General features: G+C 68.6%; 25 protein-coding genes. 6 read left to right on the forward strand and 19 right to left on the reverse strand.

Annotated elements, in window-relative coordinates:
* Positions 1 to 3: 3 nt before the first annotated feature.
* The 8 genes from iaaH to AC3A6Y_RS28355 form a co-directional block, all read right to left on the reverse strand.
* Positions 4 to 1,527 (reverse strand): indoleacetamide hydrolase, encoded by a 1,524-nt coding sequence (gene iaaH, locus AC3A6Y_RS28320; protein WP_487871560.1) that lies wholly within the window; start codon positions 1,525 to 1,527, stop codon positions 4 to 6.
* A gap of 90 nt (positions 1,528 to 1,617) precedes the next feature.
* On the reverse strand, positions 1,618 to 2,748 hold the full coding sequence (locus tag AC3A6Y_RS28325; protein ID WP_487871561.1) for an acyl-CoA dehydrogenase family protein: 1,131 nt from the start codon (positions 2,746 to 2,748) through the stop codon (positions 1,618 to 1,620).
* 18 nt (positions 2,749 to 2,766) lie between these two features.
* The gene (locus AC3A6Y_RS28330; RefSeq protein WP_487871562.1) at positions 2,767 to 4,014 is read right to left on the reverse strand and encodes a glutamate carboxypeptidase; all 1,248 of its coding nucleotides are present in this window, start codon (positions 4,012 to 4,014) and stop codon (positions 2,767 to 2,769) included.
* Positions 4,015 to 4,149: 135 nt separating this feature from the next.
* Positions 4,150 to 4,668, reverse strand: coding sequence for a hypothetical protein (locus AC3A6Y_RS28335; protein WP_487871563.1), 519 nt, complete (start codon positions 4,666 to 4,668; stop codon positions 4,150 to 4,152).
* Between the two features lie 108 nt (positions 4,669 to 4,776).
* Complete coding sequence (locus AC3A6Y_RS28340) at positions 4,777 to 5,961, reverse strand: acetyl-CoA C-acyltransferase (protein ID WP_487844361.1); 1,185 nt, start codon at positions 5,959 to 5,961, stop codon at positions 4,777 to 4,779.
* A gap of 23 nt (positions 5,962 to 5,984) precedes the next feature.
* Positions 5,985 to 7,796: a bifunctional isocitrate dehydrogenase kinase/phosphatase gene (aceK, locus tag AC3A6Y_RS28345; RefSeq protein WP_487871564.1), complete on the reverse strand. Its 1,812-nt coding sequence runs from the start codon at positions 7,794 to 7,796 to the stop codon at positions 5,985 to 5,987.
* A 4-nt stretch (positions 7,797 to 7,800) separates the two neighbouring features.
* Complete coding sequence (can, locus tag AC3A6Y_RS28350) at positions 7,801 to 8,517, reverse strand: carbonate dehydratase (RefSeq protein ID WP_487871565.1); 717 nt, start codon at positions 8,515 to 8,517, stop codon at positions 7,801 to 7,803.
* 39 nt (positions 8,518 to 8,556) lie between these two features.
* Entirely contained in the window at positions 8,557 to 8,952 is a 396-nt protein-coding gene (locus AC3A6Y_RS28355; RefSeq protein ID WP_487871566.1) for a MerR family transcriptional regulator, read from the reverse strand.
* Between the two features lie 97 nt (positions 8,953 to 9,049).
* Between AC3A6Y_RS28355 and AC3A6Y_RS28360 the strand changes: the two genes are divergently transcribed.
* The 6 genes from AC3A6Y_RS28360 to AC3A6Y_RS28385 all read left to right on the forward strand — a co-directional run bounded on the left by AC3A6Y_RS28360 (position 9,050) and on the right by AC3A6Y_RS28385 (position 15,777).
* A complete protein-coding gene (locus tag AC3A6Y_RS28360; RefSeq protein ID WP_487871567.1) occupies positions 9,050 to 10,111 on the forward strand; it encodes an MBL fold metallo-hydrolase in 1,062 nt (353 codons plus the stop codon).
* A gap of 61 nt (positions 10,112 to 10,172) precedes the next feature.
* Positions 10,173 to 11,498, forward strand: coding sequence for a leucine-rich repeat-containing protein kinase family protein (locus tag AC3A6Y_RS28365; protein WP_487871568.1), 1,326 nt, complete (start codon positions 10,173 to 10,175; stop codon positions 11,496 to 11,498).
* A gap of 12 nt (positions 11,499 to 11,510) precedes the next feature.
* Positions 11,511 to 12,404 (forward strand): pseudouridine synthase, encoded by an 894-nt coding sequence (locus AC3A6Y_RS28370; protein WP_487871569.1) that lies wholly within the window; start codon positions 11,511 to 11,513, stop codon positions 12,402 to 12,404.
* Positions 12,405 to 12,492: 88 nt separating this feature from the next.
* Complete coding sequence (locus tag AC3A6Y_RS28375) at positions 12,493 to 13,137, forward strand: response regulator (RefSeq protein WP_106557668.1); 645 nt, start codon at positions 12,493 to 12,495, stop codon at positions 13,135 to 13,137.
* Positions 13,130 to 14,950, forward strand: coding sequence for a hybrid sensor histidine kinase/response regulator (locus tag AC3A6Y_RS28380; protein ID WP_487871570.1), 1,821 nt, complete (start codon positions 13,130 to 13,132; stop codon positions 14,948 to 14,950). The genes AC3A6Y_RS28375 and AC3A6Y_RS28380 overlap by 8 nt, the downstream gene beginning before the upstream one ends.
* A gap of 56 nt (positions 14,951 to 15,006) precedes the next feature.
* Positions 15,007 to 15,777 carry an SDR family oxidoreductase gene (locus AC3A6Y_RS28385; RefSeq protein ID WP_106557666.1) on the forward strand — a complete coding sequence of 257 codons (771 nt, stop codon included), beginning with the start codon at positions 15,007 to 15,009 and terminating at the stop codon, positions 15,775 to 15,777.
* 7 nt (positions 15,778 to 15,784) lie between these two features.
* On the opposite strand, the gene AC3A6Y_RS28390 is transcribed toward AC3A6Y_RS28385, so the two are convergent.
* The 11 genes from AC3A6Y_RS28390 to AC3A6Y_RS28440 form a co-directional block, all read right to left on the reverse strand.
* Complete coding sequence (locus tag AC3A6Y_RS28390) at positions 15,785 to 16,669, reverse strand: M48 family metallopeptidase (RefSeq protein WP_487871571.1); 885 nt, start codon at positions 16,667 to 16,669, stop codon at positions 15,785 to 15,787.
* Between the two features lie 12 nt (positions 16,670 to 16,681).
* Entirely contained in the window at positions 16,682 to 17,437 is a 756-nt protein-coding gene (locus tag AC3A6Y_RS28395) for a lysophospholipid acyltransferase family protein (RefSeq protein WP_487871572.1), read from the reverse strand.
* On the reverse strand, positions 17,437 to 18,012 hold the full coding sequence (gene gmhB / locus AC3A6Y_RS28400; protein WP_487871573.1) for a D-glycero-beta-D-manno-heptose 1,7-bisphosphate 7-phosphatase: 576 nt from the start codon (positions 18,010 to 18,012) through the stop codon (positions 17,437 to 17,439). The genes AC3A6Y_RS28395 and gmhB overlap by 1 nt, the downstream gene beginning before the upstream one ends.
* Positions 18,009 to 18,548, reverse strand: a complete 540-nt coding sequence (locus AC3A6Y_RS28405) for a DUF6036 family nucleotidyltransferase (protein ID WP_487871574.1) — start codon at positions 18,546 to 18,548, stop codon at positions 18,009 to 18,011. The genes gmhB and AC3A6Y_RS28405 overlap by 4 nt, the downstream gene beginning before the upstream one ends.
* Positions 18,549 to 18,551: 3 nt before the next feature.
* A complete protein-coding gene (locus AC3A6Y_RS28410) occupies positions 18,552 to 18,866 on the reverse strand; it encodes a hypothetical protein (protein WP_487871575.1) in 315 nt (104 codons plus the stop codon).
* Positions 18,867 to 18,897: 31 nt separating this feature from the next.
* Positions 18,898 to 21,051 (reverse strand): glycine--tRNA ligase subunit beta, encoded by a 2,154-nt coding sequence (glyS, locus tag AC3A6Y_RS28415; RefSeq protein ID WP_487871576.1) that lies wholly within the window; start codon positions 21,049 to 21,051, stop codon positions 18,898 to 18,900.
* Between the two features lie 3 nt (positions 21,052 to 21,054).
* Positions 21,055 to 21,960 (reverse strand): glycine--tRNA ligase subunit alpha, encoded by a 906-nt coding sequence (gene glyQ, locus AC3A6Y_RS28420; protein WP_487871577.1) that lies wholly within the window; start codon positions 21,958 to 21,960, stop codon positions 21,055 to 21,057.
* A 127-nt stretch (positions 21,961 to 22,087) separates the two neighbouring features.
* Complete coding sequence (locus AC3A6Y_RS28425; RefSeq protein ID WP_487871578.1) at positions 22,088 to 23,158, reverse strand: type II asparaginase; 1,071 nt, start codon at positions 23,156 to 23,158, stop codon at positions 22,088 to 22,090.
* A 149-nt stretch (positions 23,159 to 23,307) separates the two neighbouring features.
* Positions 23,308 to 24,873: an apolipoprotein N-acyltransferase gene (gene lnt / locus AC3A6Y_RS28430; RefSeq protein ID WP_487871579.1), complete on the reverse strand. Its 1,566-nt coding sequence runs from the start codon at positions 24,871 to 24,873 to the stop codon at positions 23,308 to 23,310.
* Entirely contained in the window at positions 24,870 to 25,748 is an 879-nt protein-coding gene (locus AC3A6Y_RS28435; protein ID WP_487871580.1) for a CorC family transporter, read from the reverse strand. The genes lnt and AC3A6Y_RS28435 overlap by 4 nt, the downstream gene beginning before the upstream one ends.
* A gap of 83 nt (positions 25,749 to 25,831) precedes the next feature.
* Positions 25,832 to 26,557, reverse strand: a complete 726-nt coding sequence (locus tag AC3A6Y_RS28440; protein ID WP_487871581.1) for an N-acetyltransferase family protein — start codon at positions 26,555 to 26,557, stop codon at positions 25,832 to 25,834.
* Positions 26,558 to 26,643 lie beyond the last annotated feature (86 nt).

Consider the following 26,643-nt stretch of genomic DNA (forward strand, 5'->3'; position numbering starts at 1 on the left):
GCCTTACCTGGCCGGTGCAGGCAGCCGCCCCAGCACCCCTTCGACCGCCAGCCCCACCGCCAGCAGCCGGCGATCGCTGCCGGCCGGCCCGTCGAGCTCCAGCCCCACGGGCAGGCCGCTCGCGGCGCCCAGACCGGCGGGGAGTTGCAGCCCCGGGATGCCGGCGTTGCTGCCGGGGTCCGTGTTCTGGATCAGCAGGCCGAAGTTCTCGATGCTGCTGGACTCGGGCGTGGCGGCCAGCGCCACGCGCGGCACGGTGGGGAAAACCAGCGCGTCGAGCCGGTGCTTCTTGAAGGTGTCGCGGTAGAGCTTCTGCAGTGCCGGCCTGGCCTTGCGCATCGCGTCGTCATAGGCCGGCCTGGCATCGACCACGCCTTGCGCCGCCGGCAGCTTGCGCGGCAGCACCAGGCCGTCGAAGGTGCCCTTGACGTCGGGGCTGGCGATGCCCGCGGCCACCTGGCGGATGTCGACCCCGGCGCGGTACTTCTGCAGGTAGGCCGCGAGGTCGTCGTGGATCTCGTAGAGCGCGACGGGGAAGCTGACGGCACCATTGAGCTCGGCCAGCGCCGGCATCTCCACATCGACCAGCGTGACGCCCGCGCTGCGCAGCTTGGCCAACGCCGCATCGGTGGCCGCGCGGGTGTCCTCGTCGAGGTTGGCGTGGAAGCCCTTGGCGACGCCCAGCCGCACGCGCTTGAGATCGGCCGGCACCACCGGCGCGCCGCCGGCGATGACGCTGTCCAGCAGCGCCAGGTCGGCCACCGAGAGCGCCATCGGCCCGGCCGTGTCGCGCGTGTGCGAGATCGGCACGATGCCCTGCTGCGAATAGCGCCCCACGGTGGGACGCAGCGCGGCGCAGCCGTTGAAGGCGCAGGGAATGCGCACCGAGCCGCCGGTGTCGGTGCCGAGCGCGGCGGGCGCCATGCGCGCACCCAGCGCAGCGCCGTTGCCCGAGGAGGAGCCGCCGGCGACGCGCGTCGCATCGTAGGCATTGCGCACGCCCACGTCGGGCCCGGTCTGGAAGGCCGGGTTGTAGCCGCTGACGCCGAAGGCCAGCTCGTGCATGTGGGTCTTGCCCAGCACCACGGCGCCGGCCGCGCGCAGCTTGGCGACCACCGGCGCGTCGGCGTTCGCCACGAAACCCTTGAGCGCGGGCGTGCCGGCGCTGGCCGGCAGGCCCTGGACCTGGATGTTGTCCTTGATCGCCACTGGCAGCCCGCCCAGCGGCTTGCAGGGGCCGCCGCGGCGGCGCGCCGCATCGGAGGCCCGCGCGGCCTTCAAGGCGCCGGCCTCGTCCAGTGTGATGAAGGCATTGAGCTGCGGCTTGGCCTTGGCCTGGGCGAGGTAGGCCGTCACCAGCTGCTCGCTGCTCAGCGAGCCGGCGCACAGGCGCTGCGCGGCTTCGCTGGCGGTCAGCGTGGCGATGTCCAGCGGCGCGCCCTGCGCGCTCACGGACGAAGCAAAGGCGGCAGCGCACAACGCGAGGGCTGCGGCGCGGACGGACGGGACGCGGGGGTCGATGAGCATGGCTGACGCTTCGGTGGAACGAAGGCTCCATGGTGCGGCGCCATGCCGCGTTTGTCTGTCATCCGTATCGATGACAGCCGCAGCGGCGCTTCAGGCCAGCGCGCGTTGGATGAGCAGCTTCTGGATGTCGGACGTGCCCTCGTAGATCTGGCACACCCGCACGTCGCGGTAGATGCGCTCCACCGGAAAGTCGTTGACATAGCCGTAGCCGCCGAGCGTCTGGATGGCGGCGCTGCAGACGCGCTCGGCCATCTCGCTGGCGAACAGCTTGGCCATGGCCGCCTCCTTCAGGCAGGGCAGCCCGGCGTCGCGCAGGCTGGCCGCATGCCAGATCAGCTGGCGCGCGGCCTCGAGCTGGGTGGCGCAGTCCGCCAGTCTGAAGCCCACGGCCTGCTGCTCGAAGATCGGGCCGCCGAAGGCCTGGCGCTCCTTGGCATAGGCCAGTGCCGCATCGAAGGCGCTGCGGGCCATGCCCACGCTCTGCGCGGCGATGCCGATGCGCCCGCCCTCCAGTGCGCCGAGCGCGATCTTGTAGCCCTCGCCTTCCTGGCCGATCAGGTTCTCGGCCGGGATGCGGCAGGCGTCGAAGTTGATCTGCGCGGTGTCGCTGGAATGCTGGCCCAGCTTGTCCTCCAGCCGCGCGACGGTGTAGCCCGGCGCGTCGGTGGGCACGATGAAGGCGCTCATGCCGCGCTTGCCCGCGCCCTTGTCGGTGACGGCGATCACGATCGCCACGTGGCCGTTCTTGCCGCTGGTGATGAACTGCTTGACGCCGTCGATCACCCAGCCGTCCGCATCCTTGCGGGCAGTGGTGCGCAGCGAGGAGGCATCGCTGCCGGCCTGCGGCTCGGTCAGGCAGAAGGCGCCGAGCATCTGCCCCTGCGCCAGCGGCTGCAGCCACTTCTTCTTTTGCTGTGCGTTGCCGTAGCGCATGAGGATCGCATTGACCGGGCAGTTGGTGACGCTGATGGCGGTGCTGGTGCCGCCGTCGCCGGCCGCGATCTCTTCCAGCACGAGGGCCAGCGTGAGGTAATCGAGGCCGGCTCCGCCGTCCTCTTCCGGCACGCAGATGCCGTAGGCGCCCAGCGCCGCCAGGCCGGCGTGGGCTTCCTTCGGAAAGAGGTGCTCGCGGTCCCAGCGCGCGGCGTTCGGCCAGAGCTCGGCTTGGGCGAAGGCGCGCACCGCATCGCGGATCGCTTCCTGGTCGGGAGTCAGCAGCATGGCGATTCCTTGAAGCGGTTACTTGGAAGCGCCCAGGTCCATGATCAGCTTGCTGGCCATGTACAGGCGGCGCGGAATGGCGTCGATCATCACGTACTCGGCCAAATCACTGTGGTAGCCGAAACCGGGCAAGCCCAGGCTCTCGATCACCGGCTTGCCCGAAAGCGCGGCGTAGGCGGCGTCGGTGCCGCCGCCGGTGCGTTCCTCGATGCCCAGCGTGCCGCCGGCCTCCTTGTAATAGGCCACGACCTTGTCGACCAGCTTCCTGCCGCCCTCGCCCGCATTGAATGCCGGGCGCCCGCGGGTGACCAGCACCTTGACCTCGGCGTCCTTGAGCTTCTTCTTCTGGGCGCGTTCCTCCAGCGCCTTCATCGCGGCGTCGAGATCTTCGTTGCGCGCATAGCGCACATCGGCGTTGAGGCTGGCGCTGTCGGGGATGATGTTGGAGACGGCGCCGGCCTTGGCGATGGTCCAGTTGAAGCGCAGGTTCTTCGCCTTGTCGTCGAGGTCCATGGTGCGCAGCACCAGGTCGGAGGCCTCGACGAGCGCGTTGACGCCGAGCTCGGGCGCCGCGCCCGCATGCGAAGCCTTGCCCTTGATGTTGACCTGCACGTAGGCAATGCCCGAAGTGCCCAGCGAGAGCTTCTCGGACTCGGCGCTGGTGGGCTCGAAGGACAGCACGTAGTCGCTGGCCTTGGCCTCTTCCTGGATCAGGTCGCGCGAGCCGAAGGACCCTTTTTCCTCGTCGGTGTTGAAGAGCACCGTGATCGTGCCGAAGTCCTGGAAGCCGCGCGCCTTCAGCAGCTTGAGCGTATGCAGGATCACGGCGTTGCCGCCCTTGTCGTCGGCGATGCCGGGGCCGTAGGCCTTGTTGCCCTCCACGCGGAAGGGCGCCTTGGCCAGGATGCCCTTCAGGTAGACGGTGTCCATGTGCGCCATCAGCAGGATGTTCTTGCCGCCCTTGCCCTTGAGCTTGCCGACGATGTTGTCGCCGACCACGATGCCGGCCGACTTGCTGCGCGTGACGGTGAAGCCCAGGGCCTTGAGCTCGTCCTCGAGGTACTTGCCGGCTGCGGCCAGGCCTTCGGCGTCGCCGGTGCCGGTCTCGATGTTGACCAGCCGCTCCAGCGTCTTGACCACCGCGGGCTGCTCGGCCGTGGCGGCGCTGAACAACGCATCGTCACGCGTTTGGCTCCAGGCTGCGGAGCTGAGGGAAGCGGCGGCGAGCAGTGCGGCAAGCGCATGGCGATGAGCGGCCAAGTGCATGAAGGGTGTCTCCAAGAGTAGGGGAATCCACCATTCTAGGGAGCGCTCGGCCTGCGCGACCCGCATGCGGCGCGGCCAAGAAATGTCACAGGCCGCCGAAAAACGGCAAAAAGTGTCAGCCCGTGCGGGATTGCGTCAGGCGGCCAGCAAGGCCGCGGCGGCCCGGGCAATGGCCCTTGCGTTCAGCTGCGCCGACGTGCGCAGCACGCCCTGCCAGTAGCGCTCGACCGCCTCGAGGCCACCGGCCTTCTCCTGCTGCTCGAAGGGGATGTGAAGCGACCAGTCGTTGAGACCGAGGAAATGAAGGCGAAAGACCTCGCCATGGAATTCGGCGGTTTCCTCCGCAGTGACGTCGCGGGTGACCAGGGGACCCTGCTCGAACTGCAGGCTCAGCGTGTCGAGGTAGCCGCAGGCCATGGCCAGCCGGATCTGCGTGAGCTCGCTCGCCTTCAGGCCCTGCGCCGTTTCCAGGCGCAGCCCGGGCACCGTGCCGCCGAACGGCTGGGCGGAGGTGTCGCTGCCGACATCGCCTGCAGCCCAGCACCCATAGTGGAAACCGCGGTCCGCGAGATAGCTATAGACCGACGCCACGCGCCCCTGGCCGAGCAGCAGGCGAAGCTTCTTGAACTGGGCCTGCGAGATCGGTGAGGGCATAGACAAAAGACTCCAGCATGGGCAAGTTGCGCATCGAAACGACGGCGCCCGTGCCGACGGTCAGCGCCTTCGCGGTGCCGTATCTGCACTTATCGTGCCCGCCTGTTTTCAGACCAGTTCGAGCGCGATCGCCGTGCCCTCGCCGCCACCGATGCACAAGGTGGCGACGCCGCGCTTCTTGCCCTTTTGCTGAAGCGCATGGATGAGCGTGACCATGATGCGCGCGCCGCTGGCGCCGATGGGATGGCCCAGCGCACAGGCGCCGCCGTGCACGTTGACCACCGCGTGCGAGACGTCGAGCTCGTGCATCAGCGCCATCGGCACGACGGCGAAGGCTTCATTCACCTCCCACAGGTCCACGTCCTTCACGCCCCATCCGGTTTTCTTGAAGAGCTTGGCCACGGCGCCGACCGGCGCGGTCGAGAACCACTCGGGCTGCTGCGCGTGGGTGGCGTGGCCGAGGATGCGCGCGATGGGCTTGGCGCCCAGCTTCTTCGCGGTGCTCTCGGTCATCATCACCAGTGCGGCGGCGCCGTCGTTGATCGAGGAGCTGGAGGCGGCGGTGATGGTGCCGCCTTCCTTCTTGAAAGCCGGCTTGAGGCTGGGAATCTTGTCGAGCTTGACCTTGCCCGGGCCCTCGTCGATCTCGACCAGGGTGTCGCCGCCGCGGCCCTTGACCAGGACCGGCGCGATCTCGGCCTTGAAGGCACCCGAAGTGGTGGCGGCCTTGGCGCGCTCCACGCTGGCGATCGCGAAGGCATCCTGCTGCTCGCGCGTGAACTTGTACTTGGCCGCGCAGTCCTCGCCGAAGGTACCCATGGAGCGGCCGGGCTGGTAGGCGTCCTCCAGGCCGTCGAGCATCATGTGGTCGAAGATGCGGTCGTGGCCCATGCGGTAGCCGCCGCGGCCCTTGAGCATCAGGTAGGGCGCGTTGGTCATGCTCTCCATGCCGCCGGCGACCATCACCTCGTGCGTGCCCGCCAGCAACAGGTCGTGCGCGAGCATGGCGGCCTTCATGGCCGAGCCGCACATCTTGCTGAGCGTGACCGCGCCCGCGCTGTCGGGCAGGCCGCCCTTGTAGGCCGCCTGGCGCGCCGGCGCCTGGCCCTGGCCGGCCATCAGGCAGTTGCCGAACAGCACTTCGCCCACCGTGTCCGGCGCGATGCCTGCGCGCTCGACGGCCGCCTTGATGGCCACGCCGCCCAGGTCGTGCGCGGCGAGGGAAGAAAAGTCGCCCTGGAAGCCGCCCATGGGGGTGCGGGCGGCGCCGACGATGACGATGGATTCGGACATGAAATGCTCCTTTTCAAGTGGGTTCAAAAATAGGGCGCGTGGCCATCGTGCTGAAAGCGCTGCGCCTCGTCGTAGGGAAAGACGTCCAGCATCTGGCCGGCCTGGATGCGTTCCTTGTGGCTTTGCCAGAAGGCGGCGTCGAGCAGGTCTGCGTGGTGGGCCATGAAGGCTTCGCGCACCGCCTGGTTGCCGAGGAGGAAGGGACCGAAGGTTTCGGGGAACACGTCCTTCGGACCGACCGAGTACCAGACCTCGCCGCTCAACTCGTCCTCCTCGTGGACCGGCGTCGGCACGCGGCGGAAGTTGCAGTCGGTGAGGTATTCGATCTCGTCGTAGTCGTAGAACACCACCTTGCCCCCGCGCGTGACGCCGAAGTTCTTCCACAGCATGTCGCCGGGGAAGATGTTGGCCGCAACCATGTCCTTGATGGCATTGCCGTACTCGATGACCGCGTGCTCCAGCTGCTTGCTTGCCCGGTGGGCATGCTCGGGATGCTCGAGCTGGTCGAAAGCCTCCTGCAGGTAGATGTTGAGCGGGATCATGCGGCGCTCGATGTAGACATGCTTGAGCACCACCTCCATCTCCCCGTTGCCGTCGCGGTCGCCGATCTCGAGCTGGCTGGGCGCGAATTGCTTGATCTCCTCGATCAGCCCGGGCTCGAAGCGGTCGAGCGGGAAGCCGACGTCGCTGTACTCCAGCGTGTCGGCCATGCGGCCCACGCGGTCGTGCTGCTTGACCAGCATGTACTTGCTCTTGATCTGCTCGCGCGTGGTGTCCTTCTGCGGCGGATAAAAGTCCTTGATCAGCTTGAACACGTAGGGGAAGGAGGGCAGGTCGAACACCAGCATCACCATGCCCTTGATGCCGGGCGCGGTGCGGAACCGGTCCGTCGAGTAGTTCAGGTGATAGAGGAAGTCTCGGTAGAACAGCGTCTTGCCCTGCTTGGCCAGCCCGAGGGCGTTGTAGATCTCGGCGCGCGGCTTGCGCGGCATCAGCGAGCGCAGGAACTGCACATAGGCCGATGGCACCTCCATGTCGACCATGAAGTACGCCCGCGCGAAGCTGAAGAGCATCTGCAGGTCTTCCTCGCCGAAGAGCGCCGCGTCGATGTAGAACTTGCCGGCGCGGTCGTGCAGGATCGGCAGCGCAAAGGGCAGCTCGAGGAAGCCGTTGATGATCTTGCCCACCACGTAGGCGCCCTTGTTGCGATAGAACAGCCCCGACAGCACCTGCAGCTGAAAGTTGGCGCGCAGCTTGACCTGGTGGAAGCGCCCGAGGATCGCGGCGGCCACGCGCTCGGCATCGCGCCCGATGTCGGCGTAGCGGCCCTGCAGCGCGTAGTCCTCGAGAAGTTGGCGCACCGTGTCGGCCAGCGTGTGCTGCTGGGGATAGTAGGCGCGGTAGGTGGGTGCGCCGCGCGGCTCGATGTACTCGGTGCTGATGGCGGGCCGCACGAAGATGAAGTCGTTCTGGAAGTAGGCGCGGTGCAGGATCTTCGTGGTGACCGAGTTGAAGAAGGTCTCGGCCAGCTCGGGCTGGTGATGGTCGACCAACAGGCCGATGAAGTGCAGCTTGACCTGATGCCAGACATCCATGGGTTGCTCGCCGGCCTTGAACTCCTTTTCGAGCCGGGCCACGGCCTCGCTCACCCGCAGGTCGTAGAACTCGATGCGCTCGCGCTGCGCCCGCTGCTGGCCGTGCCAGTCGGCGGTCTCGAAGCGGTGCTTGGCGCGCGCCGACTCGGCACGAAAGAGGCGGTAATGGCGGTCGAAGCCGTCGCGCATCGCCTTGGCGATGTCATAGGCGAGCGGGGAATCGAGGCGCTGCGGAAACATGGGTTCAGGGCTCGGCCGGCGCCGGGTCGGCATCGGTCTGGGGCTCCTCGGCCCGCTTGCTCCACTTGTAGCGGATGCGCTGCACCGCAGCCTTGTACAAGGATTCGACCGGCTTGATGCCGTTGATCGTCATGCCCAGGTCCTGCAGCAGCCCGTCGTGAACGCCGAAGGCCCAGCCGTGGATGGCCACCGACTGCCCGCGGCTCCAGGCATCCTCCATGACGGTGCTGACCGCCACGTTGACCACCTGCTCCGTCACGTTGAGCTCGCACAAGGCATCGGCGCGCAGGTCTTCGGGCAGGGAATTGAGCAGCACGCGATGGCGGTCGCGCACATCCTGGATGTGGCGGATCCAGTTGTCGGCCAGGCCGATGCGCGCGCCCTCGAGCGCGGCCTTGACACCGGCGCAGCCGTAGTGACCCACCACCATGATGTGCTGGACCTTGAGCCGCTCGACCGCGAACTGGATCGCCGACAGCGCATTGAGGTCGGAGTGCACCACGATGTTGGCGACGTTGCGATGCACGAACACCTCGCCCGGCTCCAGCCCGGTGATCTGGTTGGCGGGCACGCGGCTGTCGGAGCAGCCGATCCACATGTACTTGGGCGTCTGCTGCTTCACCAGGCTGGTAAAGAAACCGGGGCGATCGCGCTCCATGCGCGCCGACCAAGTGCGGTTGTGGGCGAAGAGATCCTCCAGGTTGTCGGGCGTGTTGTCCATGGTTGTTCCGGGATGATGATGAATGGGAAGCGTGGATGCTCAGCGGATCTTGGGCTTGCCGGCGCGCGCCAGTGCTGCGCGAGCCTGCTTCTCCTGGGCACGGACCTCGGCGATGTTCGCCTGCAGTTCCTCGAGCTGCGACTCGAGCTGGGCCCGGTGGCTGCCCAGCACGCCGAGGAAGCGCTGCAGCTGCGCCACGGTATCGCGCGGGCTGTCGTACATGTCGAGGATTTCCTTGGCCTCGTTCAGCTTGAGGCCCAGGCGCTTGGCACGCAGCGTGAGGGTCAGGCGTGCCCGGTCGCGCGCGGTGTAGACGCGCTGCTGCCCGGCGCGCTCGGGCGCGAGCAGGCCCATGTCCTCGTAGAAGCGGATCGCCCGCGTGGTGAGGTCGAATTCCCTGGCGAGTTCGCCGATGGTGAAGGTCTGCGAGGACATGCGGTGTGGTCGCGATGCGCGGGTGACAGCAGCTTCGAGCCTGACTGCCTACAATGTTGGGTCTTCCCCATGACGTTTACGTTAACGTCAATCCTACATGAACTTGCTCGAACGCGAACTCCACTACCCCTTCGGCGACACGTTGCCGGCCCCGGGCCGGACCTTCGAGGTGGCGCCGGGCGTGCGCTGGCTTCGCATGGCACTGCCCTTCGCGCTCGACCACATCAACCTCTGGCTGCTGCGCGACAGCATCAACGGCGTGGAGGGCTGGACGGTGGTGGACTGCTGCATCGCGCACGAGGCCTCGCGCGCGCAATGGGAGCAGGTCTTCGCGAACGAGCTCCAGGGCCTGCCGATCCTGCGCGTGATCGTGACGCACATGCACCCCGACCACATCGGCCTGGCCGACTGGCTGTGCCAGCGCTGGAACGCGCCGCTGTGGATCAGCTCGACCGACTACCACGTCGCGCGCGTGCTCACCAGCACCGGCGACACGCTGGCCGGCGGCGACGCGGCGGCGGACTTCTTCGTCTCGCACGGCCTGGCCGATGCCGAGGCGCTGGCGGTCATCCGCGGGCGCACCCACTACTACGCCAACATGGTGCCCTCGGTGCCGGCGCGCTTCGTGCGCATGCTCGACGGCGACGAGATCCGCATCGGCGGGCGCGCCTGGCGCTGCATCGGCGGCTACGGCCATGCGCCGGAGCACATCTCGCTGTATTGCGAGGAGCTCCATGCCCTGCTGGGCGGCGACATGATGCTGCCGCGCATCTCCACCAACGTGAGCGTGCATGCGGGCGAGCCCGAGGCCAACCCGCTGCGCCTGTTCCTCGACAGCATCGACCGCTTCATGGCACTGCCGGCCGACACGCTGGGCCTGCCTTCGCACGGCAAGCCTTTCACCGGCATCCACCAGCGCGTGAAGCAGCTGCAGGACCATCACCGCGACCGCCTGGCCGAGCTGCTGGAGGCCGGCATCGCTCGGCCGCTGAGCGGCGCCGAGGGCCTGCCGATCCTCTTCAAGCGGGCGCTCGACGTGCACCAGACCACCTTCGCCCTGGGCGAGACCGTGGCGCACCTGCACCTGCTGTGGTTCGACGGACAGCTGCAGCGGCGCAAAGGCGAGGACGGCGTCTGGCGCTTCGGTGTATTTGCATGAAAGCTCGGACCGCTGCCAAGCCTCTTGCACCGCAGCCGAAGGCGAAGGCGAAGGTATTCCAATGAACACGCTGGACCAGCTGCGCAGCGGGCAGCTGGCGGGAGCGCGGCGGCTTGTCTTGCGCTGCGGCCTCACCGAGTTTCCGCCCGAAATCTTCGGGCTGGCCGACACGCTGGAGGAACTCGATCTCTCCGGCAACGCACTGTCGGCGCTGCCCGAGGACCTCGCCCGCCTGCACCGCTTGCGCGTGCTCTTCTGCTCGAACAACCGCTTCACGGAGCTGCCCGCTGCGCTGGGCCGGTGCGGCAGCCTCGACATGGTCGGCTTCAAGGCCAACCGCATCCGGACGGTCCCGTCCGAAGCCCTGCCGCCTGCGCTGCGCTGGCTGATCCTGACCGACAACGAGGTCGACGCGCTCCCGCCCGCCATCGGCCTCTGCACGCGGCTGCAGAAGCTGATGCTGGCCGGCAACCGCCTCCAGGCCCTGCCGGCCGAGCTGGCCGCCTGCCGCGCGCTGGAGCTGCTGCGCATCTCGGCCAATCGCCTCGAGGCCCTGCCCGACTGGCTGCCCGCCCTGCCCCGCCTCGCGTGGCTGGCGTTCGCGGGCAACCCCTTCGACGAGCGGGCCGAGACCGCCGCCGTCGAAGCCGCGGCCATCGCGGCAGTCGACTGGCGGCGCCTGTTCTTGCACCACCAACTGGGCGAAGGCGCCTCCGGCGTGATCCACCGCGCCGACTGGACCCAGCAAGACGGCAGCATTCGGCCGGTGGCCGTGAAGCTGTTCAAAGGCGCCGTGACCAGCGACGGCTGGCCCCACAGCGAGATGGCTGCCTGCATCGCCGCCGGCGCGCATCCGAACCTGATCGCCGTCGAGGGCCGGGTCCAGGACCACCCCGAAGGAATGGCCGGCCTGGTGCTGGCGCTGGTGGACCCGCGCTTTCGCAACCTGGCCGGGCCGCCCAGCCTGGACTCCTGCACCCGCGACGTCTATGCCGAGGACGCCGCCTGGCCGCTGGCGACCGCCCGGCGCCTGGCATGCGGCATCGCCTCGGCGGCCGCGCAGCTGCATGCCCACGGCATCCTGCATGGGGATCTGTACGCCCACAACGTCTTGTGGGACGGCGAAGGCAGCGGCCTGCTGGGCGACTTTGGCGCGGCCTCCTTCCTGCCGCCGGACCGACCGGGCCAGGCGCTCGCCCTGCAGCGCATCGAGGCGCGCGCCTTCGGGCTGCTGCTGGAGGAGCTGCGCTCGCGTTGCCGGCCCGCTGACGATTCGGAGCGCGCCACGCTGGCGCGATGGGCCGATCTCCACGCACGCTGCACCCAGCCCGACGCCGGCGGGCGCCCGCTGCTGGCCGAGATCGCCTCGGCCCTGGCCGCTGCCTGAGGCCTCCTCCCAATGGCCGCCGCGCCGCTTCCCACCCGCGACGGCGTCGGCCCCAGCCGCGTCGCGCTGCCGCCCGGCCCCTGGCCGACCATCGCCGAATTCCTGGTCCAGCGCTTCACGGCCATCCCGCCCGCCACCTGGGAAGCGCGCATCCGGGCAGGCGAAGTGGTCGACCAGCACGGCATCGCCGTCACGCCGACGCGGCCCTACCAGCCGCGGCTGCACGTCTTCTACTACCGTTCGCTCGACAGCGAGCGGCCCGTGCCCTTCGAGGAGACAGTGCTGTTTCGCGACGAGCACCTGCTCGTGGTGGACAAGCCGCATTTTTTGACCGTGGCGCCGGTCGGCAAGTACGTGCAGCAGAGCCTGCTCGTGCGCCTGCAGCGCAAGCTGGGCCTGGACCAGCTCGCGCCCCTGCACCGCATCGACCGCGAGACCGCCGGCGTGGTGCTGTTCTCGGTGCAGCCGGCCACGCGCCATGCCTACCACGCGCTGTTCGCAGAGCGCGCCGTCGTCAAGCACTACGAGGCCATCGTGCCCTGGCGCGGCACGCCGGCCCTGCCCGCCGTGCGCCGCAGCCGGCTGGTGGACGACACGCATTTCATGCGCATGCGCGAGGTGGATGGCGAGCCCAATGCCGAGACCCGCTTCGAACTGCTGGAGGCCCGCGACGGCTGGGCCCGGCTGCGCCTGTCGCCCGTGACCGGCCGCCGCCACCAGCTGCGCGTGCATTGCGCCGCGCTGGGCCTGCCGATCCGCGACGACGCCCTCTACCCCACGCTGCTGCCCGAGGGCGCCGACGACTTTGACCGGCCGCTGCAGCTGCTGGCCAAGTCGCTGGCGTTTCGCGATCCGCTCGACGGGCGGCCGCGCGCCTTCGAAAGCCCCCGTTCGCTTGCCCTGTGAACGAGTCCTCGTCGCTCCCGACAAACCCGCTTCGACCAAAGTCTTAGCCCGCTCAATCCGGCGCTGTTCTGATGAATACTCGCTCCCGATGAACGTACTGATGATCGACGACCACGTGATGTTTCTTCAGGGCATGAAGAACCTGCTGAGCGTCCTGGTGCCGGAGCTGCGCGTGGAAACCGCCGGCGAAATGAGCAATGCCATCAAGCTGGTGGAACTGGCCGAGTTCGACCTCGTGCTGCTGGACTGGCACCTGGCCGACTGCAACGGCGAGGAATCGATCCGCCGCCTGCGCGACGCCGGCTGCATGGCGCGCATCGTGGTGCTGTCGGGCGACACCAACGCCACGATGATCCGCAACACCGTGGACCTGGGCGCGGCCGGCTTCATCCCCAAGAAATACAGCTCGGAAATGATGGTTGCGGCGCTGGAGCAGGTGCTGGCCGGCCGCATCTTCCTGCCGCTGGAGACGCTCAATGCGGCGCCCCCGCCGGCGGTGGAAAGCACCGCGGCGGCGGGCCACGACCCGCGGCTCGCCGGCCTCACCCCGCGCCAGATGGACGTGTACCGCGCGGCCGCGCGCGGCCTTCCCAACAAGCTGATCGCGCGCCAGCTCGACATCGCCGAATCCACCGTCAAGGCCCACCTCACCGCCGTCTACACGGCCCTGGGCGTGCGCAACAGGACCGAAGCCGCCTACCAGGCCTCGCGCGAGGGCGTGCGCATTGACTGAGACCGTCGCATCGGCGCCGATGCCGCTGGCCGGGGCCTCGCGCGAGGCGCGGATCGGGCGGCGCATCCTGGAGCGCCGGCTGCAGCTGATCCTGCAGTACTCGCGTCGCCTGCCGCTCAACTACCTCGGCTACATCCTGGTGGCCTTCATCGTCTGGCGCCAGGGCGTGGCGCTCTGGCCGTGGCTCTGGCTGGTGCTGACCGGCGCCGTCATGGTGTATCGCTGGCGCCTGGGCCTGGCGGTGGAGCGCGTCGAGCCCGAGGCCCAGCTGCAGTACCTCCCGCGGCTGCTGCGCGGCTTCGACTTCAACGGCGTGTCGACCGCCAGCATCGTTCCCTTCGCCTTCCATGCGCCCGGCGACTTCGCGCCGATGGCCGTGGCTGCCGTGCTGATGGCCGGCTGCACCATCGGCGCGGCCTCGGTCGCCGGCTCGCAGCGCGCCTTCGTCGGCTTCTGCACCCTCACCTTCTGCTGCCTCGCCGGGGGCTGGGCCTGGCGCGGCGGCGCCGTAGGCTACATGTTCGCGGCGGGCATCGTGCTCGTGTATTTCATGCTCCTTGCCACCGTCCGGGACCAGGGCCGCATGCTGCACAAGCTCATGAACGTGCTCGACGACAACGCCCTGCTGTCCGAGGTCGTGCGTCAGGAGCGCGACCGCGCCACCGCCGCGAGCGAGGCCAAGACCCGCTTCTTCGCAGCCGCCAGCCACGACCTGCGCCAGCCGCTGCACGCGCTGTCGATCAACGCGACCACGCTGGACATCCTGGCGCGCCGCTCGCCCGATCCGCTACTCAAGGAGGTGAGCCGCGGCATTGGAAGCGCGTTGCGCCAGAGCAGCGGCCTGCTCGACGGCCTGCTGGACATCTCGCGCCTCGACGCTCACACGATCGAGGCCAGGTTCGCGCCGCACGACATCGGCGCCGTGCTGCGCGCCTCGCGCGACGAGTACGCCGCCCTGGCGGCGCAGCAGGGGCTGTTCCTCGAGGTCGCGGCGCCGGAAACGCCGCTCTGGGGACTGACGGACGCCGACCAGCTGATCCGCATCGTCGGCAACCTGGTGAACAACGCCATCAAGTTCACCACCCGCGGCGGCGTGACGCTGTCGGCCGAAACCGCCGCCGACGGCCGGGTGCTGGTGCGGGTGAGCGACACCGGCCCAGGCATCCCGGAGAGCGAGCGCGAGCGCGTGTTCGAGGAGTTCTACCAGATCGGCAATCCCTCGCGCGACCGCAGCCAGGGCCTGGGCCTCGGCCTGGCGATCGTGCGGCGCACGGCCGAGCTGCTGAAGATCGAGATCGGACTGGACAGCGAGCCGGGCCGCGGCACCACCTTCACCCTGCACATCCCCCCGGCCGCCCCGATGGACGAAAGCCATCCCGAAGTCGCGACCGCCCTGGCGCGCTCCTTCGACGGCACGCGCCTGGCGGTGCTGCTGGTGGACGACGAGCCCGAGGTGCTGTCCGCGATGTGCACCTACCTGCACCAGCTGGGCTGGTCGGTCAAGGGCGTGGCGAGCGGCGCCAAGGCGGAACAGGCGCTGGCCGAGGGCTTCGAGCCCGACGTCATGGTGGTGGACTACCGCCTGCGCGAGGAAACCGGGCTGGACGTGATCGAGCGCGTACGCTGGCGCCGCCCGTTGCTGCCGGCGGTGATCGTGACCGGCGAGACCGCGCCCACGCGCTTCCGCGAGTTCTCGACCGTGGCGGCGCGCATCCTGCACAAGCCGCTGGACGGCGACAAGCTCGCGCGCACGCTGCAGGAGGTGGTGCTGGCGCTGGACGAAGAAGCGTCGGACGCAGTGGCGCCTAAGTGACGCTCGACGGTGCCCATGCGCACTAAGCTTGTCTCGCACCTCAGGAGACAACCCGCATGGACACCACCCGACTCTTCTCTCTCGCGGGCCGCACGGCCCTGATCACCGGCGGCTCGCGCGGCATCGGCCGCATGATCGCCGAAGGCTTCCTGGCGCAGGGCGCGCGCGTCTACATCTCGGCGCGCAAGGCCGAGGCCTGCGACCGGACGGCGAAGGAGCTCTCGGCCTTCGGCCCTTGCGTCTCGCTGCCGGCCGACGTGTCGACGGTCGAGGGCGCCAAGGCCCTGGTCGCCGCCTATGCCAAGCACGAAGGCACCCTGGACATCCTCGTCAACAACGCCGGCGCCGCCTGGGGCGCGCCCTACGACGAGTTCCCCGAGAGCGGCTGGGACAAGGTGGTCGACCTCAACCTCAAGACACCCTTCTTCCTGACACAGGCGCTGACGCCGATGCTCAAGAAGGCTGCCACCGACCACCTCGCGAAAGTGATCAACATTGCCTCGATCGACGGCATCTCGGTCAATCCGCAGGAAACCTATTCGTATGCGGCGAGCAAGGCCGGCCTGATCCAGCTCACGCGCCGCATGGCGCTGCGCCTGGCGCAGGAGCGCATCGTCGTCAGCGCCATCGCGCCGGGGGCCTTCGCCTCCGACATGAACAAGGACGCCCGCGACCACGGGGAGGAGATCAAGGGCCGCATTCCGGCCGGCCGGATCGGCGAGCCGGAGGACATGGCGGCCGCGGCGATCTACCTGGCCTCGCGGGCGGGGGACTATGTGATGGGGTCGACGCTGGTGGTCGATGGAGGCGTGACGCACGCGCGATAGCGCTCTCTCACCATTTGGGCACCGGCTGGTCCTTGAGCTGCTGCCGCAAATCCCCATAGTCCGGCACCACGCTCTCCACCGTTTCCCAGAAGCGCGGGCTGTGGTCCATCACGCGCAGGTGGGCCAGTTCGTGGGCGACCACGTAGTCGATCACCGGCATACGGAAATGCACCAGGCGCCAGTGCAGGCGGATCGCGCCGTCGACACTGGCGCTGCCCCAGCGCGTCGAGGCGTTCGACAGGGTCAGCTTGTGCCAGCTGACGCCCAGGCGCGGCGCGAAGTGGTCCAGGCGCTCGGTGAAGATGCGCCGCGCCTGCCGCATCAGCCAGGCCTGGGCGGCATCGCGGATCTGGGTCGCGCCCGCGTTGTTCGCGAGCGCGAGGCGCAGCACGCACGTCTTCCCGGCCGCGCCGACGTCGAGCATGGCGCCAACGCTCTCGAAGCCGTGACGCGGATCGAGCTGCACCACCACCGGCTCACCCAGGAAGGGAAAGCTCACCCCGTCACGCCACTCGATGCGTGCCGCCTCCAGCTTGGCATGGCGCTGCTGCGTTTCGGCGAGCTTGCGCAGGATCCAGTCGGCCTTTTCCTTCACCGCCTCATCGACGTCGCGCAGTGGCACCCAGCGCGGCGCGCGCACCGTCAGCCCCTCGGCGCCGACGATGAAGCCGATGGTGCGCCGCTTGCCGCGATTGAACTCGTAGGCCACGCGCGCGTTGCCCAGCGTGAGCTCGCGCGTGGCGCGCGGATGGACGAAGCTGGCCGGGCTCATCGCGTCGGCCAGAGGAATCGCGGGCGGCGCGGCGCTGTCTGCAGGCGCGGGCACGGGCGGCGCCGGCGGCGGCACCGGCCCATCGAAGAGGTCGAGCGTGAACTGCAGCAGATTGCGCATGGTGTTCGAGCCTCAGGCCGACACCGTCTCCGCCGAAACGTAGGCCTCGGGGTCGAGCCGGCGCATCTCGGCCTCGATCCAGGCTTCGACCTCGCGCATCAGCTCGTCGGGCTTGCGTCCCACGCTGGAGATCGCCGGGCCGATCGAAACATCCACCACGCCGGGATGCTTGACGAAGGCCTTGCGCGGCCAGACCTTGGCCGAGGTCACGGCGATCGGGATCACCGGCACGCCGGTCTCGCAGGCCAGCCGGGTGCCGCCGGTCTTGTAGATGCCCTGCTGCCCGCGCGGGATGCGCGTGCCCTCGGGGAACATGATGATCCAGATGCCCTGGGCCAGCAGGGCACGGCCTTGCGCCACCACCTTGTTGAAGGCCTGGGTGCGCTGGCTGCGGTCGATGTGGATCATGTCCAGCCGCGCCATGGCCCAGCCGAAGAAGGGCACGTAGATCAGTTCCTTCTTGAACACGTAGGCCAGCGGATGCGGCATCAGCGTGGGCATCAGGAAGGTCTCGAAGGTCGACTGGTGCTTCACCAGCAGGACGCAGCCGGCGAGCTTGTCCTGAGGCAGGTTTTCCATGCCGGTGACGCGCGTCTCGATGCCCAGCAGCACCCGGGCGCCGCCGATCGCCCAGCCGAGCCAGCGCGCGGCCATCCAGTACAGCGGCACGCCGCGCTTCCACAGCGAGCTGACCACCATGATCAGGCCCCATGGCACCACGGTGACGAGCATCCACAGCGCATGGACGATGGATCGGAGGAGTGACATCAGACGGCCAGGTTCAGGGCGTTGCGCTCTTCGCGTTCCAGCAGGAAGTCGACGAAGGCCGCCAGGTCTTCGTGCACGCGCGTGTTGGGTGGGTATTCGGGCGGCAGCGGGATGCCGCGGCAAGCCGCGCCCATGCCGGTCAGCAGCAAGTGCGGCTCGCAGCCGGCGGCAGCGCCGGCCTGCATGTCGCGCAGGCTGTCGCCGGCCGTCGGAACCTGAGCGAGATCGACGCCGTAGCGTTCGGCGATCTGCAGGAACAGCCCCGGCTTGGGCTTGCGGCATGCGCAGTTTTCGTCGGGGCTGTGCGGGCAGTAGAACACCGCGTCCACGCGTCCGCCGACGGCTGCCAGCATCTTGTGCATCTTGGCGTGCATGGCATTGAGCGAAGCCATGTCGAACAGCCCGCGCCCCAGGCCGGACTGGTTGGAGGCGATCACCACATGCCAGCCCGCATGGTTGAGCCGCGCCACCGCCTCCAGCGCACCGGGCAGCGGCGTCCACTCGATGTCGCTCTTGACGAAGTCCTCGCGGTGCACGTTGAGCGTGCCGTTGCGGTCGAGGATGACGATTTTCATGGGGTGGCGCCCTTCTGGGCTTCCCGCGCGCGGCGCTCGGCCCAGGCGATCACATGCGCAATCGGATAGCGAGCGGCGTCGAGCGTAGCGATCCGCTCGATCAGAGTCTTCAGATCGATCATGTCGTGGGTGAACAGTGCGCGAATGTACTGGGCATCCTTGTCGCGCCCGGCGACGCACTTGGACACCGCAAGGTCATGCAGCTCCGGGCAGATCGCGGTGAGCTCGCCAAGGTAGTGGAGCGTCTGGCGATCCTGCCAGTCCGGAGGCATGACGGCCGTCTCCGGGCTGACACCGTCTGCATGGAAGCCGTGAGTGTCATGGAAGGTCGACAGCGCGCCGATGGCGCCATCGATCATGTCGGACTTTTCCGGATGCATGGCCGGATAGAGGTCGAGCTCGGTCGACACCAACAGCTCCGGGGGCACGTTCTCGACCATCAGAAGGATCGCCTGACTCCCGACCAGCACGAAGGATTTCTCCTTCGTGATGTCCGCAGCCGCGCGCAGAACATGCTCGACCTCTGGCAATTGCATGGCTCAAAGTCCCGAAGCATGCCGCAACGCATCGCGTTCGGCCGGCGAGAGAACGAAGCCGAGCGGCGACGCGTTACGCAAGGTGGCAGCGAGCTCGTCGTCCTTGCAGACGGTACGCTCCACGCTGTCGACGCCGCTGTCGAGCAGTTCGGTCCATCGATCCAGGTAGGCGTCCGAGCGCGTCTGACCGCGCTGCTGACGCCAGCGCTCCAAGGTGCGACGCGCCTGCTCGACCAGGCGGCCGTCGGCGCGCAGGCGAGCGATGGCCTCCTGGTGAAAGGCCAGCGTGAAGCGATCGATCTGCTGCTGGGTCGGCATGGGACGATGGTGTTGGACCCGGGGCCGCCGGTCAAGCCGCCAGCCGCTCGAGCTGCGCCACCCGATTCATGGCCCGATGCAGCAGCATCAGCAGCCCCAGGCGGTTGAGCCGCAAATCGGACTGCTCGGCATTGACCATCACGTCGTCGAAGAAGGCATCGACCGGCTCACGCAGCGCAGCCAGGGTCTGCAACGAGGCGGTGTAGTCGCCGGCTTCGAACTGCGCATTGGCCGTGGGCACGACCTTCTGCATCGCGGCGTGCAGCGCCTTCTCGGCCGGCTCCTGCAGCAGCAACTCGCTGACATGGGCGTCGGCCTCGGGCGATTTCTTGAGGATGTTGCCGATGCGCTTGTTGGCCGCGGCCAGCGCCGGCGCCTCGGGCAGGACAGCGAAGGCGCGCACCGCTGCCAGGAGCTTGGGCACCTCGCCCAGGCGCTGCGGCGCGGGCGCGAGCACCGCCTCGACCTCCTGGGCGCTGGCGCCCTGCTCGCGCAGGCTGCCGGCCAGGCGGTCGAAGATGAAGGCCTCCAGCGCATCGGTCGGGTCGGCCAGCGGGTGGTCGCCGGCCTTGGGCGCGCCGAAGGCGGCGTGGGCTTGTCCGATCAGGGCGCGCAGATCCAGCGGCAGGTGGCGCTCGGTCAGCATGCGGATCACGCCCAGGGCATGGCGGCGCAGCGCGAATGGATCGCGGTCGCCGGTCGGCAGATTGCCGATGCCGAACATGCCCACCAGGGTTTCCAGCTTGTCGGCCAGGGCGACCACGATGCCCACCGGGCCGCGCGGCAGCGCGTCGCCGGCGAAGCGGGGCTTGTAATGGTCCTCGATGGCGTCGGCCACCGCGTGGTCGAGGCCGTCGTGCAGCGCGTAGTAGCGGCCCATGATGCCCTGCAGCTCGGGGAACTCGCCGACCATGTCGGTCACCAGGTCGGCCTTGGCGAGCTGCGCCGCCTGCACGGCATGCGGAGCCAGCGTGGCATCGCCCGACGCCGAGCCCAGCTGCTCGCCGATGGCGTGCGCAATGCGCATCACGCGCTCCACGCGTTCGCCCTGCGTGCCGAGCTTGTTGTGATAGACCACCTTGCCCAGCGCCTCGACGCGCGAGGCCAGCGACTTCTTGCGGTCCTGGTCGAAGAAGAACTTGGCATCGGCCAGGCGCGGGCGCACCACGCGCTCGTTGCCGCCGATCACCGCGCTGGCATCGCCGGGGCGGATGTTGCTGACCACCAAGAACTTGTTCGTGAGCCGGCCGGCGGCGTCGAGCAACGGAAAGTACTTCTGATTGGCCTTCATCGTGAGGATGAGGCACTCCTGCGGCACGCCGAGAAACTCGCGTTCGAACTCGCAAACCAGCACGTTCGGGCGCTCGACCAGCGCGGTGACTTCGTCGAGCAGTGCGTCGTCGTCGATCGGCTGCGCGCCGGCACCGACGGACAGCGCCGCCTCGGCCAGCTGGCGGGCAATCTCGAAGCGTCGCGCCTCGAAGCCGGCGATCACCGCGCCCTCTTCTTCCAGTTGCACCGCATAGCTGTTGGCATCGCGCAGCACGATCGGATCGCGCTGGGCTTCGAAGCGGTGGCCGTGGGTTTCGCGCCCGGCCTGCAGGCCCAGGGCTTCGACCGGCACCACGACATCGCCATGCAGCGCGACCAGCCCGTGCGCCGGGCGCACGAAGCTCACGCTGGTCCAGCCGGGCAGCGCGCAGCCGGATTCGAGCTGGTAGCTCATGACCTTGGGAATGGGCAGCTTCGCGATGGCTTCGGCCAGCGCTTTCTGCAGGCCCTCGGCCAGCGTCGCGCCCTTGGCGCTGCTGTCGAAGAACAAGGCCTCCGCCTTGCCGTCCATCGCACGGCGCAAGCCGGGCACGGCGGCGGCGTCGGCGCCCAGCGAAGCCAGCTTCTTGAGCAGCGCCGGCGTCGCCTGGCCGGCCGCATCGAGCCCGACGGACACCGGCATCAGCTTCTGCGAGACTGCGCGGTCGGCGGCCTGCGTGCCGACACGGGTGAGGTGCGCCGCCAGGCGGCGCGGCGACGCATAAGCGGTCAGCACGGAGCCCGCATCGGCCAGGCCGTGGGCCACCAGCTGGTCGCGCAGCACGCCGGCAAAAGCATCGCCGAGCTTCTTGAGCGCCTTGGGGGGCAGTTCCTCGACGAAGAGCTCGACCAGAAGGTTGGTATGGGTACTCATCGCTCAGGCCGCCTTCTTCGTCATCTCGGCCACCCATTCGCGTGGCGCCATCGGGAAGCCCAGGCGCTCCCGGCTTTCGTAGTAGCTCTGCGCGACGCTGCGCGCGAGGTTGCGGATGCGTCCGATGTAGGCGGCGCGCTCGGTCACGCTGATCGCGCCGCGCGCATCCAGCAGGTTGAAGCTGTGGGCCGCCTTGAGCACCTGCTCGTAGGCGGGCAGCGCGAGCTTCTGCTCCATGAGGTGCCTGGCCTGCTTCTCGTGCGCGGCAAAGGCGGTAAAGAGGAAATCGGCGTCGCTGTGCTCGAAGTTGTAGGTCGACTGCTCGACCTCGTTCTGGTGGTACACGTCGCCATAACTGATGCCGGGCGCCCATTCCAGGTCGAAGATGCTTTCCTTGCCCTGGATGTACATCGCCAGCCGCTCCAGGCCGTAGGTGATCTCGCCCGTGATGGGCCGGCAGTCGATGCCGCCCACCTGCTGGAAGTAGGTGAACTGCGTCACCTCCATGCCGTTGAGCCAGACTTCCCAGCCCAGTCCCCAGGCGCCGAGCGTGGGGTTTTCCCAATCGTCCTCGACGAAGCGGATGTCGTTCTTCTTGAGATCGAAGCCCAGCGCCTCGAGCGAGCCCAGATAGAGCTCGAGGATGTTGGCGGGCGCCGGCTTTAGCACGACCTGGTATTGGTAGTAGTGCTGCAGGCGGTTCGGGTTCTCGCCATAGCGGCCGTCCTTGGGTCGGCGGCTGGGCTGCACGTAGGCGGCCTTCCAGGGCTCGGGGCCGAGCGCACGCAGGAAGGTCGCGGTATGCGAGGTGCCCGCCCCCACCTCCATGTCGTAGGGTTGCAGCAGCGCGCAGCCCTGGGCGTCCCAGTAGGACTGCAGCTTGAGAATGATTTGTTGGAAGGTGAGCATGGGTGGGATTGGTGGCCGGCCGAGCCTCGACGCGGCGAACCGGGCATTTTAAGAGCGCGCGGACATGACAACGGCCGCAGGGCTTGCGCCGCTGCGGCCGTGGAAGGAAGCGGGAAGCCTCGGGGGCTCAGTATTCCCAGAAGATCCGCTGCAATTGCTTCGGGTCGTTGGTCTTCGTGAGAGCGACCATCGCCAGAATCCGCGCCTTCTGCGGCTTGAGGTCATGCGCCGCCACCCAATCGTACTTGTCGTCGGGCTGCTCGGCGTTGCGGATCACGAAGCCGTCGGACACGCGCGAGCTGCGGATGATCTGCACGCCATCGCCGCGCAGCTTCTGCAGCAGCGGCACGATGCGGTCGGCCACCGAACCATTGCCGGTGCCGGCATAGACCAGCGCCTTCACGCCGCTCTTGCCGAAGGCGTCGATCGCGGTGGCGGGCACGCTTCCGTAGCCGTACGCGATGTCGACCGCCGGCAGTGCCGCGATCTCGTCGATGTTGAACTCGGACTGCGTGGTGTGGCGCTTGACCGGGGCGCGGAACCAGTAGTTCTTGCCCTCCACGATCATGCCCAGCGGGCCCCACTGGCTCTTGAAGGCTTCGGTCTTGATGTTGACCACCTTGCTGACGTCGCGGCCGCTCTGGATCTCGTCGTTCATGGTCACCAGCACGCCCTTGCCGGACGCGTCCTTGCTGGCGGCGACGTTCACGGCGTCGTACAGATTGAGCGCACCGTCGGCCGACAGGGCGGTGCCCGGGCGCATCGAGCCGACCACGACGATCGGCTTGGAGGTGCGCACCACCAGGTTCAGGAAATAGGCGGTCTCTTCCAGCGTGTCGGTGCCGTGGGTGACGACGATGCCGTCCACGTCGGCCTGCTTGGACAGGGCCGACACGCGCTTGGCCAGCACCATGAGGTTGTCGTTGGTGAAGCTCTCGGAGGCGATCTGGAACACCTGCTCGCCGCGCACGTTGGCCACCTTGGAGATCTCGGGCAGGCCGGCGATGAGCTTGTCGACCGGCACCTTGGCGGCGGCGTAGGTGGCGCTGTTGGCGGCCGAGGCGCCGGCGCCGGCGATGGTGCCGCCGGTGGCCAGGATCACGACGTTGGGCAAGGCCTGCTGGGCATGGGCGATGGCTGCGGCGGCAGTCAGCGCCGCGACGGCCGCGAAGGCACGGAAGCGGGGGGCAAAGAACATGGAGGCTCCTGTTGGCGTGAGGAATTTCACGAAGCGCAGGGACGATACCGGAAGCCCTGGCCGCCGTCACAGGCCTGAAATGCTTCCTGCGCATGCCGCGATGCCGGCGGCCGCACGCCCGCGTTCCGCCGACGCGCTTCGATCCGGCGTCAGCCGGCAGTCCGGCTGGCCCGCCGCAAGAAAAGTGGCACGGCCGCCATGATCGCCAGGGCCAGGCCCCACAGCGGCCACAATCCGAAGCGCGAGACCCAGAACGCATAGGGCGTGAGCCCGGCGCGCCCCTCGACGCTCGCCACCAGCACGCCGCGTGTGAGGCGCGGCAGGGCGTGCGTGACGCGGCCCCGATGGTCGATCACCGCCGTGGCGCCGGTGTTGGTGGCGCGCACCATCGGCCGCTGGAACTCCAGCGCGCGCATGCGCGAGATGGCCAGGTGCTGGTCGATGGCGATCGTGTCGCCGAACCAGGCGATGTTGCTCACGTTGAGAAGCACGGTGGGCGCCTGCGACTGGTCGCGGAAGTTGGCGCCGATTTCGTCGCCGAACAGATCCTCGTAGCAGATGTTGGGCGCGATGCGCTGGCCCTGCCAAGCCAGCGGCCGCTGCGCGAGGCCACCGCTTTGAAAGTCGCCCAGGGGGATGTTCATCATGTCCGTGAACCAGCGGAACAAGCCCGGCACGAATTCGCCGAAGGGCACGAGGTGGTGCTTGTCGTAGCGGTAGGGCGTGCTGCGCCCGGGCCCGAAGCCCAGCACGGTGTTCGTGTAGACGCGGCCATCGCCCAGCGGCAGACCCACGATGGCGGTCTGCGCACTGTTCGCATAGCGCGCCGCGATGGCGTCGAGGTAACCAGGCGGCAGCTGCGAGCCCAGCAGGGGCAGCGCGGTCTCGGGCGTGATCACCAGCGGTGCGGTGGCGCGCAGCAGCTGCTCCCCGTACCACTGCAGCGCGGTGGCGACGCCCCCGCCGGGGATGAACTTTTCGTCTTGCGGGATATTGCCCTGCAGCAACGCAAGCTCCAGCCGACCCCGCGAAAGCGTCGCCTCGTCGGGTGCGCTGCGGACGGCGGCCACGAGCGCGGGCGCACCGAGGAGGACCAGCGCCAGCGCAAGCGCCATCACGCGCTTCCCGCGCCCTTGGTCGTGGACCACAGCTGCAACGAGCGCCGCGATGGCTGCCGCGACCGCGCCCACGCCGTACACGCCGACCCACGGCGCATAGAACGAGAGCGGGCCATCCACGTGGGCATAGCCGCCCGCGCCCCAGGGAAAGCCGGTGAACAGGCTGTTTCGCAGCAGCTCGGCCAGCGTCCAGGCAGCGGCGAACAGGAGGACCGCGCCGGCCCGACGCACGGGCGCGAAGGCCACATAGAAGGCTGCGGCAGCGGCGTAGTACAGCGCCAGGGCGGCCGCCAGTGCCAGCACCGCGACCGCGGCAAGCGGGGCGGCGAGCCCGCCGTAGGTGTGCATGGAGACGAAGAGCCACCAGAAGGTGCCGCACAGCCAGGCGGTCGAAAACAGCCAGCCGTAGAGCGCCGCGCTTCGCCACGCGGGCCGCGCTTGCGCACGACCCCGCAGCGCATCGAGTTGCCAGGCCAGCAGCGCCAGCGAGATCAGCTGCAGCCACCACAGCGGCCGGCCGTTCCAGGGGGCCGCGATCGAAGCGGCCTGCGCAAGCCCCGCGAGTCCGAAGCCCAGCGAGCGCGCCAGGGTTTTCAATCGGCCGCGTCGTCGCCGCGCGCCGGCGAGACCTTGAACCAGCGCACCGCGCCGCCCTTCGTATGGAGCACGACGAAGTCGAAGGCACCCAGCGCATAGTGCTCGCCGCGTTTGGGCACGTGGCCCATTTCGTGCGCGATCAGGCCGCCGATGGTGTCGAAGTCCTCGCTCAGCATCTCCTCGTCGAAGACGATGCCGAAGGCCTCCGCGACGCGCTCGATCGGCGTGTCGCCGGAGACGCGGTAGGTGCGGTCGGCCAGGCCGAAGATGTCGCCCTCGTCCTCGGCGATGTCGAATTCGTCCTCGATCTCGCCGACGATCTGCTCCAGCACGTCCTCGATGGTGATGAGCCCGGCCACGCGGCCGAACTCGTCGATCACGATCGCGAGGTGGTTGCGGTTGCCGCGGAACTCGCGCAGCAGGTCGTTCAGGCCCTTGCTCTCGGGCACGAAGGCGGCGGGACGCAGCAGCGCGCGGATGTTCAGCCCCGGGGCCCGCTGCAGCTTGAGCAGGTCCTTCGCCATCAGGATGCCGATGATGTTTTCCTTCTCGCCCTCGTAGACCGGAAAGCGCGAGTGCGCGGTGTCGATCACCAGGTTCAACAGGGACTCGAAGGGCGCGTCGATGTTGATCAGGTCCATGCGCGGCGCGGCCACCATCACGTCGCCGGCGCTCATGTCGGCCATGCGCAGCACGCCTTCGAGCATGACGCGGGACTCGGCGCCGATCACGTCGTTGTCCTCGGCATCGGCGAGGGTTTCGATCAGCTCGTCGCGCGAGTCCGGTCCGGGATGGATGAACTCGGCGAGCTTCTGCAGAAAACTGCGCTTGTCTTCGCGTTCAGCGGGCACGCGTTCGGGGTGAGGGTCAGCCACTGCGGGAGGGCGGAGTTGGGGGATCACAAGGATACCGGAACCCGCCGGCGGCGCGTGCGCCCGCCGGTCGCCTCCGCGGGAGCTCAGGGCGAGGACTGCTCGCGGGCGGCGCGCACGCCGCTGCGGATCTCCTGCACGGTGGCCAGGAAGGCCCAGAACTGCTTGGCGCGCGTCTTGAGCTGGAAATCGACCTCGGCGTAGTGCTCCAGCGCGATCTCGCTCATGCGGCTGTCGAGGGTGGCATCGGGCAGCTGCAGGTGGGCTTCGGATTCGGAGCCGCTGCGCACCACGGTGGCGCCGGCATTGCGCGCGATCTTGAGCATGGCCGTGTTCTCGCTCAGCGCATGGATGAAGAGCATCCCCACGCCCTCGTTGCGCGCGATCACCGCCGCGCGCTCGAACAGGCGGGCGCCATAGCCACGCCCGCGGGCGTGCTCGGCCACCGAGACGCCGAATTCGGCGCAGTCCTTGAGCTGGTCGTCAGGGGCAAAGGCCAGATGGGCCATGGCGATCAGATCGAGACGGCGGTTGTAGATGCCGAAGAGTTCGTCGCGGCCGAAATCGAGGCCGTCCACGTAGCGCCGGATCTGCTCGTCGGAGGCGGCATAGCCGAAACGCAGATAGCGGTCGCGGGGCTCGAGGGCGAGCAGGTGCTGGGCGATGCGCTCCCGCTCGCGGGGGCCGATGGAGCGGATCGGCACCATCACCGGGGCGGGAGCGGGCGCGCGTGGCTGGGCCTTGACCATGGGTGCTTTCAGGAAGGAGCCTATGCCGAACGAGGCTTGGAGGAGGGCCTTGGCGGTGTGCATGGCTCCTATATTAAGGGTTTTCCCTTAATCAACATGTAGGGCAAGGTCTAAGAAGTAATCCATAAGAACACGTTTTACCCGTTGCA

The organism is Variovorax sp. Soil_C_17 (genome assembly GCF_057657265.1).